Genomic DNA, 15,299 nt, shown 5'->3' with positions numbered 1-15,299 from the left:
GCAAACCATACCGCATCGCCTCACCAGGAACAACACTCATAATTCAATCTGTTTTTCTTCCAATATTTTCCGGGTCTCTTCCTTCATCTGCCTTACCGCCGTCGAAGGCACCTTCGGTTCTTTCGTCAGTACCACCCGCGCCGCTTCACGCAACTTGTCGGGCTGGTAGTTGTCGCGATACGAAAAGAGCTTCACCATCAGGTAATGCGGATAGATGCGCGAAGGCACCCTATCCGCAGCCTTCCGGTAATACCGCTCGGCACTGTCGAAACGGTACATCGCCGACTCATTCTTCCCTATCAGGTTCAGTATCATCGGGTCTCCGCTCACTTTCAGGGCTTCTTTCAAAATAACGGTCGATTCGTCCCACAATCCTATTTTATGCAACGAACGGGCATACTCGAATAGGAAACGGGGATTCCAGTCTACCCACGGATAAGCGTAACACGGATTTTCATAAATCTTACGGTATTCACCCGCTGCCTGTCTATACATTCCCGCCTGATACAATACCTGGCTTTTGCTCCACAAACGGTACTTCTCGGCTATATATTCCTTTTGTAAATGCAATTCGACACACACTATGCAAGTTATCCACGCGATGGAGAAGCACACCAGGTTCTTTATTTTTCCCGGCCGTAACAACCTCACCAAGGCAGGAAACAGCAACAAAGCCAGTGTCGAGACTAAAGCCGGGCACTGAAGCGGATAAGAAGCGAATGCAAAAATAGCAAAAGCAATCAAACCACCGCTCAATCCGCATTCCAAATACTGATGCATGACGTAAATGCCCCATCCTATCACTGCCAATGCCACCACCAATACAGGAATGCCCCATGCCAACGCCACTTGCAGGTATTCGTTGAACACATATTCGGGAGCGTCCGCCACCCGTGCCTCGGTTTCGGTATAATCCCCCTTAGCGAAATAGTCTTCTTGCGCCTGCCCGTACACAGCCGCCACACCGTTCCATCCGTTGCCCGTCAACGGATGTTCCTGCAGGGCGGAAGCAGCCACTTTCCACATCAGCAACCTTCCATCTGCCGAATCCTTCTTCAGATGATACAACCCTGACCCGGCTGCGACAAGGGCTACAAACGCTACCGCTACTATCGTCCACGTAATTTTTTTATAAGGGCCAAACCATTTTGCCATCGTATAGGGAGTCAGCGACACATATACATATCCCGCCGAAACAAGAGCGGCAATCCATGCCGTCCGGCTCATGCCCGCAGGCAATACCAGCAAAAGCGACACCAGCGTGACCCACCCCATGCAACGGAGGAAGTTCCAGCACTTCTTGTCGTACAGATACCAATAGACGCATTCATGAACCGCCACCGGAAAGACGATTGCCAAGAATCCCGAATAAGGCCCCGGATTGGCAAACGAACCGGTCACGGCAAACCTCGCATGATTGGAAGGAATCCAGCCCCACAACTGTGCCAGCCCCCACCACGCTTCGATTATCCCATACAGCATCAATACAGCCGACACGACATCTGCTATACGCGGAAGCGTCTCCGCCTGGAAACGGGGCAAAAAACACCCCATAAGCGGGACAAGCAAGTACACACACCAGCATCCGTACATCCAGCACCACTCCTCTTCCTGCGTTCCCATAGGCATATCGCCCGCATTCAGCAAAATCACGCTGAGCGGAAGCAAGGTCAAAAGAAACCAAATGGTGTACACCGTCTTATCCTTGATTTTCTGCTTCAACCTCCACTTTTCTATCACTCTATCTTCTTCCATACTCTTTCCCAATTTATTGTTTCCGTATACAGGTCTACCGATTTCCATATCCTTGTAGCCTTGCCCACGATGTAACATTCGGGCAACAAGCCCCAGTAACGCGAATCTTGCGAGTTAAAGCAATTGTCGCCGCCCATAAAATAATAATTCTCGCGAAAACGGTAACCCGTTATCCGTTTGCCCTCCAAATAGAAGCCATCGTCCTTTTGCACCAACTTTCCCCTCTGCTCCCATTCTATCAGGTTCCTGTAAAACAGGTAATGGTTCCGGTTCATTTCTATCGAATCGCCACGCGCAGGAACATACAACGGACCGAAATCCTTTACCGTCCAGCCCAGCAACGAATCGTATGGAAACGTGTAATAAGAACGGTTACGCACCATCTCCTCCCTGCCCGATTTTTTGGACAACAGCCGTGAAAGCCGTTCCTGTGCCTCCGTGTTCCCCACCGGGACATCTGTTCCACGCACCAGGTAACATGCATCCCTTATCTCCACCGTATCTCCCGGCACGCCGATGCAACGTTTCACGTAATACAACATGACGTCGAACCCGATGCTGTCCCAACGTTCGGGGTAAGGGAAATTGAATACCAGCACTTCCCCACGGCGGAACTCTTCCAAGCCGGGCAATCTCCGTATCTCAAACGGACGGTGCTCAGCCGCATCCCATACATCGAATATCCGTGCCCCTTTCAGCGGTTTGTTCACCCATACATAGTCGCCCGGACGCAACACAGGCACCATCGAATCGGAAGGGATAGAGAACGAAGCAAACAGGAACACCTGACCTGCGATGCGCAACACAATCCATGCCGCATACAGGCATACCGACCACATCACTGCCGTGTACGCCCTGCCTAACCACTTCTTGAAGTTTATCCGTATCCGTTTCATCCGTCCAATATCAATTTGCCAACTATGCTCACCAGAATATCTGCATCCCGTCGCGGTACTCGAAAATCCGCTCGTCTTGCCCACGCGTATGGTTGCGCAGGTACAGCAGGCTGCCGGCAGGAACACGGTATGCCAGCGAGTCGGACACGGCAGTCATTACACCAGCCGAACGCCACTCGCCGACGCAATAGAACAGTTCGTAACGGTCGCCCCGACGGATGTAGTCGTCACGGTTGCGCGGCGTATAGACGATACTCCTTATTATATAAGGCTTCCCAAGGTCGAGTCCTGTCCAGCCGCCATCGGCTTCCGGATAGTCGAAAGAGGTATAGGGGTCGCCGTCGAAAGCATTCGTATATTCGTGCCCGCTGTTGTCACCCGGCGTGCCGATTACTTTTCCCCTCAACGGCAAGCTATCCGGCTGCACACCGTAAAAGGCTATTTCAGCCACATCGCAATGGCTGCCCGCCTTACCCCGGTAGCGCACATAGCGGTAGGGCTTGCGGTGGTCTGTCTGTACCTTAGTAAATAAACGGTAAGGGCGGTCCTTTACTACAAAAAGTGTATCGGCATGGCGGAAGCGGCTGTCATTGCTGCCTTCGAACACGCCTCCTATCATGCGACCGCTCACACCGTCCAGGTAAAGCGGAAACTTATGGAATACCGTCACCGGCTCTTCCCGTTCTCCGGGCGAGAGGAAACGTATCTCGCCCGTGGGACGCTCCAGCACGAACGGGTCGGAACGCATCTGCAGCTGCCCGCCGGCATACGAGGCAAGCCGGAACACCATCTGTCCCTCCACATCGCGGAACATTGCTTCGCCGTCCGACAAACGGCACCATGCCAGCGGAGTCCAGTCCATCCGGCAAGAAGCGCACAGGTACAACAGTTCGTCTTCCTGTACAGGCGGATAAATCCGGTCCTCCGCTATCCGAACGGTATGGTTCTGTTTGCCAGCATATACAGCGGTCACGTCCTCCATGCAAGGATAACGGAAGGCGGGGGGCAGGTCTTCAGGTGCCGTGCGGAGCGAATCTGTCATCCGCCGGTTCAGGCTGAACGTGGAGCGGTACACTTTCCCTTTCGGATCCCAATACGCATCTGGATTGGCTCCGTCGGTCATGTTGTCAAGCAAAGTGAAATAATACCCACGACCCTCCTTGTCGAACATCACGTTCCAGCTGTGCGGAGCGTTGCGGTTGCCGCGCATCAGCATGATGTCTTTGGCACACGGAAGCCCCACCGCCCTATATACATACAACAACAGGTCGGTAAACTCCTTGCAGCTGCCCGAACGCCATTCCACCGTCTTCGGCCCGATATGCGGACTGGGCTCGAACTGTCCGGTAAAATATATCGGAACCTTGCGCAGCGAGTCGAACAACGCTTCCGACACAAAGCGCGGGTCCTCCGCTTCGGGCAGCTTACGTATGCTGTCCAGCAGCGGGTTATACCGCTCGTAAATCTCTTTACGCCACGATACAAGCCGTTCGTCACCCACCCGGTAAGGCAGGATGTATTCACAGAACAGGCTGAACGGCACGTTCTTGCCCCAAGGCTGCTCACGCCACACCTTGAATGCCCACTCGATGTTCTCTATCAGGTACTCGGGCGAGATGCCCACGTCACTTGTCTGCCGCAGGCTGGAAACGTCCAGCCTGCCGTAAGCGCGTCTGACCGAGTCCAGCACTGCCGCAGGCGTGTACCTGCCGGTGGAGTGCAGCTCGTACAATTTCAATTGCGCGTCCATTGAGGGAGCATCGTTCGTGGCATGATAAGGAAGGTTCGCTATCAGGAACAAGGCGGCACGGTATTTCAGCGAATCGTCCTTGCAGTGGTCAAGCACACGCTGAAGCTGTGGGTTCTCAGCCAACACGTCGTCCACGCCGGGAATAAAAGTCTTCTGCCTGCCGCAGCCACAGAGCAGGAGGAGCGACATCAAAGGGATAAACAAAGGTTTCATCGGTTCGGAATTTTTCATCGGAAAATTTGAAAAGCAAGGAAAACAAATCAATTGGTTCTTATTTTCAGCAGTTTTTCAGGTCCACCAAAAACAAGGCAACCGTCTTTCATGGCAACCAGAGCACCTAAAGAATCCAACGTATCCTTATCAACCTTAAACAATTTAGGAGATGACAAGTCATCATGGCTGAACCGCAACACATAAAAATCTTCCTTACAGAAAAAAGAAACAGCCACATTGTCTCCATCCGAAAGCATGTTGGTGGAATAAATCTTTCCATCAGCTGCGATACTGCGCATCAAATCCAGCGGGTTCTCCTTGGTCATTCCCGAAAAGTCTGGCCACAAACCATGAAAATCCAGTTCGCAAAACACTTCGGCATGTCCGCCATAACATTTATAAATCTTCGGTTCTACAGCAGGCAAGTACAGGATGGTATCATTCGATACACCTACAAACACATTGTAGCTGGCAAACGTCACGTTTTCCACTTCGGAAGGAACCGGCAAGACCGCTTTCCTGTTGCCTCCTTCCACATAAACCAGCTTGTCCTTATTCGGACCATACGCCACATTACCACGGTCATACCACACACCGCCACCGGCACCGGACTCACAGAAGAAATGGTTCGCCTGGGCCTCGGCATCGTCTTTATAGAGAAATGACAAGTTACGGTCCAAATAAATCCGCTGGGAGGTGGAATAGGTATCAAGGAGCACGACTCCTGAAGGTACGACATTGAAATCTACAATCCCGACAAATTCATCCGGGCCGTTTCCTCTCTTGGTATACGAATTTACAAGCACGCCTTCGGAATTATACAGGTAAAGGCCGGGGTCTTTCCAAGAGTCCAGAATCAGTATCGAATCTCCCATCCACTCAATCTTGTTTATGTTACCTGGGAAATGACTTGACAAGGAATCGTTCAGCATAAGTACGTTTATAGATGATGCCGCCTCCTTTAGCGGCAGGGCATCATCAAGATTCACTCGAATCGTACAGGCTTCCACATCTGACTTTTTTTCTGTGCACGACACCATCATTAATGACATAATCATGCTGAACATACTAATTTTTAATAACTTCATATTTCATACAAATTTGTCGTTTCAACTTATCAAATGGAAAGAGAACATATACTTTCATTCTCTTTCCATCCCACTTTTTTAATACAATTCACCTATATAGTTCATGAATTGACTATCGTTTATTCATTCTTTAACGTAAACAGCAAAAGCATATTGCCATATCTTTCTTCTTCACCTTCCGACATATCATCCATCTCTTCATACGAACAAGAACCAATCAGGGTATCCCCTATCTGCCAACGGGGAAAGAAAGGGATTTTCCCATTGCTATCCACCACCATGCCAGTCTTCTGCACAGCCATGTCCGGTGAAGAACAAGCGTAATACCTTTTATCAGCATACAGAAAACTGTTTATCAGAGACGAACCGACCTTGAAAAATTCACAGGGCATGACATCCAATGCCCCTACGGCACCTGCCTGTGTTGCATCCCCCTGATAATTGGCATCCCCATAATCATAAGACACATAAGGAGACAAAAGGTGTGCGGCTGCATCCCAACGGTAAACCGTACGCCCGGAAGGCAAGACACAATATACATCGTCCTCCCCAGATTTCGAAAACAGCTTTGAACCGGTAAATCCGCTGTTCGACACTTCCGAAGCACCAAAAGAATCTACTATCTTGCCTGAATCGTTCACATAAACCACCTGACGCAACGTATCAGACACTGCCAGGTTATAGCACAGGAAACCATCGGACACCCGTACGAAATCCAAGGCAGGAAAACCAAGCCAGACCTTATGTTCAGCCTCCAACTCCTTATTATATACATACACCGAAAGCCCACCCATATCGAGCATATAAAGGCGGCATGAGTCTGAAGAAAGGGCTACCGGCTGTATGTACTCCAACGGACCGTTGCCACGCTGGCATATTTCCCGCTCCAAACGTCCTGTACGTCTGTCAAACTTCGCCATAGACAAAGTCACCTCATCCAGCACATACACCGAATTTCCGATGCCTGCAACATCTTTCACATTTGCCACATAGCCGGACGAATCCGAACGCAACTCCAGCACTTCCGTCCGGAACAACTCATTCAGTTCTTGCTTCTGTCCGGAAAAGTCCGTCACCTCAATCGTACGGACATCCGTTTCCTGGTGGTTAGTATCTTTACAAGCCACCAGACAGAACAATACTCCTACATAAAACAGATTTCGTAACATAATGATTCCTTTACATTCATAATCTACGTCCAATCAGGAACTAAAGAAAGATTTCATCCAAGCAGCTACTTTTAACTACAGCAATATGAACAACCATGGGAATGATATACGCCTTTACCTATCGGACTCCAATAACTTGTCGCAGTACACTTCCCTGTTGAATTGCCATACTTATCAAAACATCTGATATGCATTGAACTATACCCTCCTTCTTCCATTGGATCTTCAATCATCGCCAACGCTTCCACATTGGCAAGAGCCAAGTCAGACATCACTTCTTTATCTTGAGCTTGGTAAGCCATTACTCCGGCGACTACAGCCAAAGCGGCTGCAAACGTGATTTTCAATATATTCTTTTTCATCTTTTGCTAATTTTTTATGTTATTGTTGTTTTTCATTGATACCTGCGAAGCCGCAAATCACCGATTTGCGAATCTTCTGTTTTCTTCTTAACTTTGCAACGGGTCAATTCTCCTTTCTATTTTAGGGTTTGACTGGAGTGGGAACATACAGGTTGTCTTCCAAATACACGCTGTATCGTTTCCACTCTACAATTATACATCCAAGCACTCACTTCAACCTGTATTTGATAATTATCGGATTATCATCTTCTTTTATGCTATTAATCTTGTCCAAATTATCTGCATCCAACAAGTGTTTGTCTATATACCTGTCTATTTCGTACGGATGCATAATTGAATAAAGCTGCTTGCCGTTTAAATGTAAGCAAAAATTAAGACTGGGGTTCTGCTTGTTCGAATGCAATATAATCCGCCCTGACATCCTGTCGTATATAACAGTTTCCCTGCCGCCATTCCTCATTATATAAAAATACAGATACGAATCATCCATCATTTTAATGACCGGAACAGGGTAATCGGAACGGAGAAGATAATCATTTATTTTCTCCATATTTTGAACGGTTTTCTTCAAGCTCTTTTCACTGGTCTTTTTGTCCGACACATCGCCAAAACGTTCTTCCATTTCCTCTTTCCGTACATCTTTTCCACCAAACGAATAGGTGATATATTTATTCAATTGCCGGTTCTCACCAATATTGTATATCGTATAATCCAAACACAAGGGCAAGAAATACAACCGGTCATTCATCTGTACAAAAGGGTTATAATTCATAGTCAACGTACAGACAAAATCATCAATATAAACTTCGGTTGAAGCTATCTCTTGCCTGGAATAATCACAAAAACAAATTACGGCATCTTTCTCTCCAAGCATGGTTGGCAATAAAATATACGAAATGTCATCTAATGGATAAAAACGTGAAAACGTATGGATATTCCCATTTTTCAAATCCTTCTTACCTTGAAATTGGAAGGACAAGTCATACGCATATATAATACCGAACGGATTCAGGATTTCGATGTGCTTGGTATAAGGGTTGTAAACAGCGTCTGTCAATATGGTATATTCATTCGGCCCATTTCCTCTACATGCTTTTGAATTGGAAATGTACCTGCCGTCCGCTGAAAATAAATATACTGTCTGTTTTTTATCTATAATAAGATAAACGCCTATTTCATCGTAAAACGCTATTTTATGAAATTGGTCAATAAGACAAGTGCTGTCTGTTTCAAGCGGCACCACTTCAATAGCGTCAACGAAAGCATTCATCGGTAAATCCTCATTGTCAAGATAATCTATATCAGTAACATCACGGTCGTCGGACGCCTTTTCCACACACGAGAAAAACATTACCGAAAATACGGTTATCAAAAACAGGTTTACTATCTTCATAAAAACAAGCATTTATACTTTTTGTTCTAATATCATTATTCAAACCACTCTTTATCCGCTCCAATCATCATACATGCTCATTACCATTCTACATAATGAATATACATACCGACTGGAACGGAATAAATTCGAGTTATCAAATGGCTCTTTATATCACATTAATTACATTGACTTGAACAACTTGTCCATGTATAACCTACAAACTGACAATAATAATAAGTTGCTTCACCTACAAAACATATCGCTCCACTGCGCATCCAACAAGCACCACCATTCAGACCACAAACAATTTCTATATCACCAGATCCTTCATCTCTAGCCAACGCTTCCACATTGGCAAGAGCCAGATCTGACATCATTTCTTTATCCTGTGCCTGATAAGCCGTTACGCCTGCTACCACAGCCAAAGCGGTTGCAAACGTAATTTTCAATATATTCTTTTTCATCTTTTGCTAATTTTTTATGTTATTGTTGTTTTTCATTGATACCTGCGAAGCCGCAAATCTCCGATTTGCGAATCTTCTGTTTTCTTCTTAACTTTGCAACGGTCTGTCCTCCTTTCTATTTTAGGGTTTGACTGGAGTGGAGATATACAAGCTGTCTTCCTAATGTACCCTGTATCGTTTCTACTCCTTTTATAATATGAATGTTCACATTTCACCTGATTGCCTGTAGGGGCGTATCGCATACGCCCTGAAAAACATCCACTTGAATAAGTATGTGCATTCGGGCGTATGCAATACGCCCCTACATTGGCTGTTTACGGATGTTCATCAAAAGTCATTGTCAATTGTTTACCGCTTCTCCCGTCACGCTGATGCGCAACGGGGCATCTGCCGTGTTGCAATACACGTCTACCGTCTTGCGGAAATGACCTGCCTCATCCGCCTCGTAAACAATCAGCAAGGTGGTTTCCTCGCCCGGACGCAAAGGACACTGGCTGTATTCCACACACGTGCAACCGCAAGAGGTATCCACCCCGTGTATCACCAAAGGAGCATTGCCTGTGTTCTTCAGCGTTACCTTCCGCTCTTTCTTCTCCCCCATCGGGAAAGAACCGAACCGCACATCCTGTTCGCTTAACGAAGCAGAGGTCTGCTTCGTACCGGTTGTTGCGGAACGCTTGCCGCCGATGATGTTCAGGTAAAGTTCCTTCACCTGCGGATTATGGACGGGATTGCCGATGGCAACTACCCGGTTGTCCTTATCAAGGAGGAAAGTCTGCAGAGCCATCTCCGAAGGGAAACGGTTCACGCGGTTGAAAGCATCCTCACGGTCGAAACACACCGGATAGGTAAAGCCATCGCGTCGTGTCAGATAGGTTAACTCGCGTGCATCTTTCGGATGGAAAAAGAACACGTACGACAGCTTGTCCTTCCCAAACAACGAATCGGTCTCCGCTATCAGCTGTTTCCACTTAGGCAGCTGCAGCTTACAACTGGTGCAGCCAATGGAGTCGACATACGTCACGATGCGGTAAGGAGCAGACTGCCAGCGGAAATCCACTGTGTCCCTGCCCTGTACCGTATAAAGCAATCAGTTTTGTTTTCATAAGTATTTCATTTTTTGTTTCCACAAAATTCTGAAAATTGATAAAAACAGCCAAATATTTTGCGTGACAATTTCCGTTACAGCGTTACAACGAGCGTTACACTTCTTCTGTATCTTGCTGGTTTATAGAGGAATGAAAGAAAAGCCCGAATGTCTCTTTTGATAGTTTCTCTTTCAGGCGATGCTTGCGGGTACGCAGGGTGGTTTCCTTACATCCGATGCACGCGGCTATCAGGCTGGTAGGATAATTCATAAGAGAAAGCAGGCAAAACAGCAAGTCATCTTTAGTGATTTGGGGATGCTCCGCTTGCAGCCGTTTCACGAGTTCATCAAACAGGGCGAGGATTTCTTTTTGGAACACTGCCTGTTCTTTTTTCGAGAAAGGCTTGCCGTTGCCTTTCTGTATGGCATTGATTCGCTTTTGCCATGCCGTTTGTTGAAACTGCCCGATAAGTGTTTGCATTTCTATGGCTGCTATCTCTTGGTACATCGCACTCCATTCTTCAGGGTTCCGCCGGTTCTGTTCAGCCACATATTCCTTGATAGCGGCCAATCGGTTTGCGACCAGTTGTTTCTCTAATAGCAGGTAGCGGCGCTTCTTGCGCTGCACGAAGAAGAAAACGCCGGTACCGCACAGCAACAGTGTAATACCGATTCCTCCCCACAGGTAGATGGCATTTTCACGCCGGTCAGCCTCCTCCTTTTGAAGGTCTATCTCTTGCCGATACGCTGCGGTCAGTCTTTCTATCTTGTCTGTTTGCCGCAAGGCGTAAAACGAATCTTTATAGATTTGGAAAGAATCAGCATAGACGAAAGCCAAATCCGGATGTGCTTTCCGATACAGCTGTGACAAGTTTTGAAATGCCATAGCTCGGGTAGAAATTTGAGGATCTTTCGTTGCTTTGAGAAAATAGAAGGAAGCCGAATCGGTGTTCCCCAATTCTTGAAATGATTCAGCTTTCAAATAAGGGTCGGTTGTTGCACGAAGCTCTTCTGCATACCATTGGGCTTGTACTTGATTGCCAGTCAAACGGGCATGTAAGTTCAATTGTCTTAAAATATATCTTTCGTAAGATTCATTTTTTAATTGACGGGCTAATACAATCGCTCCTTGATAATAATGGTAAGCACTGTCGTATCGATTCAGCAGCATAAAGATGTTCCCCATACTATATGCGGTGATGTAGCAATCCAACGTATCGGGATGTGCGTCTACATACTTCTGCATTTCCCGATAGTGCAAAAGGGCTTGCCGGTAGAAACCTTTTTGATGGTAAAGATAACCCAAGTCGTAGTTCACCAACATCCGTGTACGGTCTTGCGTTTGTGAGGGCAAAGCGGCAAGTGCCTGCAGATTGACCTTCAGGGCAAGGGTGTCGTTGCCTTGCTGCTGGTAGATGCGTCCCAAGAGGAAATAGCTTTTGGCAAGCGGGATGCCGGGAGCCTCCTTACTATAATAATCCAGAGCGATCCGTATCAACGAATCGTTCATTCCTATCCGGCCCTGTTTGTTCAGGGCTTCGGTATAGAGCAAGGCATAGCCTGCCCGCGCCTTTCCTTGTAAACGGTCGGGGCGGACTATCTGCCCGAGCAGGTCCATTACCGAATCAGGTTGTGCGGTATGTAGGGAGGCCTCCTGCAGCAAAGCCAGATCGTTCTTGCTCCCTTGGCGGCAGGAACCAAGCAACAGCAGGCAGAGGCTAAGCAGCATTACGTGTTTCATGCCCGCAAATATATGAATTTTCTTCATGACATCCCATACCGGCCAGACAAATATCTTCTACAAATTTTACCTGAAATCTCATTTTAGGTTCAGTTTAGATTCCGTTTATTTTTCTCCTTGTTACATCGTCCATGCAGCCAGGTGCCAAAAACGTTACAATTCGTACATGAATGTTACATACGGGCTATTTTTCACTCGATACGCTTCCATACCCGCCTCCAGTCTACCGAACCCGTATATGGATCGACCGACTTCCATATACGCGTAGCCTTGCCTACGAGGTAAGGTTCGGGAAGCAGCCCCCAATAACGCGAGTCTTGCGAGTTAAAACAATTGTCACCGCCCATAAAATAATAATTCTCGCGGAAACGGTAACCCGTTATCCGTTTGCCCTCCAAATAGAAGCCATCGTCCTTTTGCACCAACTTTCTCCGCTGTTCCCATTCTATCAAGTTCCTGTAAAACAGGTAATGGTTCCGGGTCATCTCTATCGAATCGCCACGCGCGGGAACATACAAGGGGCCGAAGTTGCAGACGTTCCACCCCAACGTAGAGTCATGCGGAAACGTATAGTAGCAATGCTGGCGTATCATCTCCTTCCTGCCAGACTTTTTGGACAACAGCCGTGAAAGCCGTTCCTGTGCATCCGTGTTCCCCACCGGAACATCTGTTCCACGCACCAGGTAACGTGCATCCCTTATCTCCACCGTATCGCCAGGCTCGCCGATGCAACGCTTCACGTAATACAGCATGACATCAAACCCGATGCTGTCCCAACGTTCGGGGTAAGGGAAATTGAATACCAGCACTTCCCCACGGCGGAACTCTTCCAAGCCGGGCAATCTCCGTATCTCAAACGGACGGTGTTCAGCCGCATCCCATACATCGAATATCCGTGCCCCTTTCAGCGGTTTGTCCACCAGCACATAGTCGCCCGGACGCAACACAGGCACCATCGAATCGGAAGGGATGGAAAACGAGGCAAACAGGAACACCTGACCTGCGATGCGCAACACAATCCATACCGCATACAGGCATACCGACCACATCACTACCGTATATACCCTGCCTAACCACTTCTTGAAGTTTATCCGTATCCGTTTCATCCGTCCCAAACCAATTTATCTGTTATTCTTTGTCACCAGAAAACCTGTCTCCTGTCCTTTATCTCGAAAATGCGCTCGTCATGCCCTTCGGTATGGTTTTTCAGATACAACAGGGCACCTTGAGGAACCTCATACTCCAGCACGTCCGAACAGGCTGTCCGCCGCCCCAACGAATGCCAACTCCCCTTATCAAAATAGAACAACTCATAGCACTGCCCTTGCCGCACAAAATTACCACGGTTTCGGGGTACATATACTATCTTTCCCACCTTACGCGGATAGCCTAAGTCAACGCCCGCCCAGCCGCCTTCTGCCTGCTTGTAATCGAATGAAGTGAACGGGTCACCGTCGAACACATTAGTGTATTCATGCGAACCGTCGTTGTCATAACAACCCGGAGTACCGATGACCTTCCCTTTCAGCCTCACCGAATCATCCGGGCATTCGTACAGGTAAAGCTCACCAATGTTGCAATAGCTGTCCTTGCCACCACGGTAACGGATGTAGCGGTAAGATTTCGTCACTTTGGGATAGACCGTTGTAAACAGGCGGTAAGGGAACTCCTTTATATAATAAAGCGTGTCCGCATCCCGGAAGTCACGCCGGTTGCTTCCCTCTACCACACCACCTACCATGCGGTAGACAAGGTCGCCGAAATGAAGGTTGTATTTACAATACACCTGTACGCGTTCTTCCGCACCCTGCGGTGAATAAAAAGACAGTTCCCCCGTTTGCTTGTCTATGCGGAATGGGTCGGTCAGGATTTCCAGTTGCGTTCCTTTCCCTGTAGCCAGAACCGCTACCACACCACCGTCTACATCCGTAAACGTCACTTCTTTCCCCTTACGGTAAGCTATATCTATCGGGGTCCATCGGAGGTGTTCCGACAGGCAGAGATAAACCGGTTCGTCCTTTCCCACTTCCCGGTACATGTCTTCCACATCGATTGCCAGCCGGTTGGAATGCGCCAGATAAAAGCGCGAGACATCCTTAAACAGCGGAAAGCGGAACGTAGGATAGACCGTCTGCATATCGGCTATCTTCCCTGCCAGCTCCCGGTTCAGGCTGTAAGTCATCCGTGCCACCTTTGCCTTCAATACGTTATGTTTCTTCGAACTGATCCATACTTCCGGCTCGGTAATGTAAGTATCGCCGTTCTTATCTATCGTAAACGCCCAAAAGTGCGAAGCGTTGTTATCGCCCCGCTGCAATGTCCTGTCTATCCCGGCAGGTATCCCCAACGCCCGAAGCAGATACACCACCCCGTCCGTATATTCCCGGCAAGAACCCGATTTCCATTCCACTGCCCTTACACCGATATGGGGACCGCTGGGGAAAAGGGAAGTCCAATTATACTCTTTCTTTCCCCAAATGTCCATAACCGCCTGTGCTGCTGCCAGAGGATCATCGGCATTGGCAGTAGCACGCAGGCTGTCAAGCAGCGGGTTATACTTCCGGTAAACAGCCTCACGCCACTTTTCCAATGGTTCATCACCTATCCGGTAAGGCAAAATGTATTCACAAAAGTCAGTAAAAGAAACATTTTTCCCCCACGGTTGTTCCTGCCACACCTTGAATGCCCAGTCGATATGGCAAACCAAGAAAGCGGAATCCACTTCTTCTATATCACGCTTTCTGACTAATGAAGATTCCGAGAACGCCCCGTCCGCTTGCTTTAACGAATCTACCAACCGCTGCGGCTTATAGTTCCCTTTACTGAACAGTTCAAAATATTTCCGGTATTCCTCCAGTGCCTTCCCGTCCTTATAGCCATGATAAGGCATATTCTCTATCAAGAAACAAGCCGCACGGTATTTCAGCGTGTCGCCCTCGTAATGGCGCAACACTTTTTCTAACTCCTCACGGTTACCGCCTGCCAACTCCAATGCCGAGTCTAATCTGGTTTCGTCACGACACAAAGCCATGCAGATACAAACAGTCCCTATCAAGCACGCAACTAAAAGTTTCCTCATCTTATCATTAATTGGAATAAAGAATATGAATATCCGCATTTTGCCATAGCACACAGATGACACAGAAGTTCACAGAGGAACACAGATTTTTATTTTCTATGCAGACATAGCGCAGCCTGAATTTAATCTGTGTAAATCTGTGCGTTTCTGTGTGCTATTGGCACTTTGCGGACATTCATTATAAAGAATGCCAATCAAACAGAAAAGCGGCAATTATTTATCCGGCCAGCCACCACTCAATTTATATCGACATATCGGATTGTCTTCATTAGGACAAATGCATAAAATCAAACCATCTCCAATATTCAGCACTTTCAAGA

The 15,299-nt window shown here is 47.7% G+C and carries 12 protein-coding genes; all 12 read right to left on the bottom strand.

The window, feature by feature from the left end:
• Positions 1 to 36: 36 nt before the first annotated feature.
• The 12 genes from B5G04_RS10960 to B5G04_RS10905 all read right to left on the bottom strand — a co-directional run bounded on the left by B5G04_RS10960 (position 37) and on the right by B5G04_RS10905 (position 14,979).
• Complete coding sequence (locus tag B5G04_RS10960; RefSeq protein WP_158100095.1) at positions 37 to 1,755, bottom strand: O-antigen ligase family protein; 1,719 nt, start codon at positions 1,753 to 1,755, stop codon at positions 37 to 39.
• Positions 1,737 to 2,651 carry a signal peptidase I gene (gene lepB, locus B5G04_RS10955; protein WP_087397172.1) on the bottom strand — a complete coding sequence of 305 codons (915 nt, stop codon included), beginning with the start codon at positions 2,649 to 2,651 and terminating at the stop codon, positions 1,737 to 1,739. Before lepB (B5G04_RS10955) ends, B5G04_RS10960 begins: the two co-directional genes overlap by 19 nt.
• Before the next feature lie 28 nt (positions 2,652 to 2,679).
• Complete coding sequence (locus B5G04_RS10950) at positions 2,680 to 4,632, bottom strand: discoidin domain-containing protein (protein WP_204247012.1); 1,953 nt, start codon at positions 4,630 to 4,632, stop codon at positions 2,680 to 2,682.
• A 29-nt stretch (positions 4,633 to 4,661) separates the two neighbouring features.
• On the bottom strand, positions 4,662 to 5,702 hold the full coding sequence (locus B5G04_RS10945) for a 6-bladed beta-propeller (RefSeq protein WP_087397170.1): 1,041 nt from the start codon (positions 5,700 to 5,702) through the stop codon (positions 4,662 to 4,664).
• Positions 5,703 to 5,821: 119 nt separating this feature from the next.
• Positions 5,822 to 6,871 carry a 6-bladed beta-propeller gene (locus tag B5G04_RS10940; protein WP_143270462.1) on the bottom strand — a complete coding sequence of 350 codons (1,050 nt, stop codon included), beginning with the start codon at positions 6,869 to 6,871 and terminating at the stop codon, positions 5,822 to 5,824.
• Between the two features lie 71 nt (positions 6,872 to 6,942).
• Positions 6,943 to 7,233 carry an NVEALA domain-containing protein gene (locus B5G04_RS10935; protein ID WP_022040482.1) on the bottom strand — a complete coding sequence of 97 codons (291 nt, stop codon included), beginning with the start codon at positions 7,231 to 7,233 and terminating at the stop codon, positions 6,943 to 6,945.
• A gap of 208 nt (positions 7,234 to 7,441) precedes the next feature.
• Positions 7,442 to 8,626, bottom strand: coding sequence for a 6-bladed beta-propeller (locus tag B5G04_RS10930; RefSeq protein WP_022040481.1), 1,185 nt, complete (start codon positions 8,624 to 8,626; stop codon positions 7,442 to 7,444).
• A gap of 158 nt (positions 8,627 to 8,784) precedes the next feature.
• Positions 8,785 to 9,072 carry an NVEALA domain-containing protein gene (locus B5G04_RS10925; RefSeq protein ID WP_087250518.1) on the bottom strand — a complete coding sequence of 96 codons (288 nt, stop codon included), beginning with the start codon at positions 9,070 to 9,072 and terminating at the stop codon, positions 8,785 to 8,787.
• 340 nt (positions 9,073 to 9,412) lie between these two features.
• Positions 9,413 to 10,162: a DUF1573 domain-containing protein gene (locus B5G04_RS10920; protein WP_087250519.1), complete on the bottom strand. Its 750-nt coding sequence runs from the start codon at positions 10,160 to 10,162 to the stop codon at positions 9,413 to 9,415.
• Between the two features lie 112 nt (positions 10,163 to 10,274).
• A complete protein-coding gene (locus B5G04_RS10915) occupies positions 10,275 to 11,900 on the bottom strand; it encodes a hypothetical protein (RefSeq protein ID WP_158100094.1) in 1,626 nt (541 codons plus the stop codon).
• 191 nt (positions 11,901 to 12,091) lie between these two features.
• Positions 12,092 to 13,006, bottom strand: coding sequence for a signal peptidase I (lepB, locus tag B5G04_RS10910; protein ID WP_087397164.1), 915 nt, complete (start codon positions 13,004 to 13,006; stop codon positions 12,092 to 12,094).
• 32 nt (positions 13,007 to 13,038) lie between these two features.
• On the bottom strand, positions 13,039 to 14,979 hold the full coding sequence (locus B5G04_RS10905; RefSeq protein WP_239414085.1) for a transglutaminase-like domain-containing protein: 1,941 nt from the start codon (positions 14,977 to 14,979) through the stop codon (positions 13,039 to 13,041).
• Positions 14,980 to 15,299 lie beyond the last annotated feature (320 nt).

It is taken from the genome of Bacteroides sp. An51A (assembly GCF_002161565.1).
Lineage (GTDB): Bacteria > Bacteroidota > Bacteroidia > Bacteroidales > Bacteroidaceae > Phocaeicola > Phocaeicola intestinalis.
This window is presented reverse-complemented; position numbering and strand designations above follow the sequence as displayed.

Excerpts from the sequence above, each read along its gene's own strand:
- B5G04_RS10960 (WP_158100095.1), bottom strand. The coding sequence starts at position 1,755 with ATGGAAGAAGATAGAGTGATAGAAAAGTGGAGGTTGAAGCAGAAAATC.
- lepB (WP_087397172.1), bottom strand. The coding sequence starts at position 2,651 with ATGAAACGGATACGGATAAACTTCAAGAAGTGGTTAGGCAGGGCGTAC.
- B5G04_RS10950 (WP_204247012.1), bottom strand. The coding sequence starts at position 4,632 with ATGAAAAATTCCGAACCGATGAAACCTTTGTTTATCCCTTTGATGTCG.
- B5G04_RS10945 (WP_087397170.1), bottom strand. The coding sequence starts at position 5,702 with ATGAAGTTATTAAAAATTAGTATGTTCAGCATGATTATGTCATTAATG.
- B5G04_RS10940 (WP_143270462.1), bottom strand. The coding sequence starts at position 6,871 with ATGTTACGAAATCTGTTTTATGTAGGAGTATTGTTCTGTCTGGTGGCT.
- B5G04_RS10935 (WP_022040482.1), bottom strand. The coding sequence starts at position 7,233 with ATGAAAAAGAATATATTGAAAATCACGTTTGCAGCCGCTTTGGCTGTA.
- B5G04_RS10930 (WP_022040481.1), bottom strand. The coding sequence starts at position 8,626 with ATGAAGATAGTAAACCTGTTTTTGATAACCGTATTTTCGGTAATGTTT.
- B5G04_RS10925 (WP_087250518.1), bottom strand. The coding sequence starts at position 9,072 with ATGAAAAAGAATATATTGAAAATTACGTTTGCAACCGCTTTGGCTGTG.
- B5G04_RS10915 (WP_158100094.1), bottom strand. The coding sequence starts at position 11,900 with ATGAAACACGTAATGCTGCTTAGCCTCTGCCTGCTGTTGCTTGGTTCC.
- lepB (WP_087397164.1), bottom strand. The coding sequence starts at position 13,006 with ATGAAACGGATACGGATAAACTTCAAGAAGTGGTTAGGCAGGGTATAT.
- B5G04_RS10905 (WP_239414085.1), bottom strand. The coding sequence starts at position 14,979 with ATGAGGAAACTTTTAGTTGCGTGCTTGATAGGGACTGTTTGTATCTGC.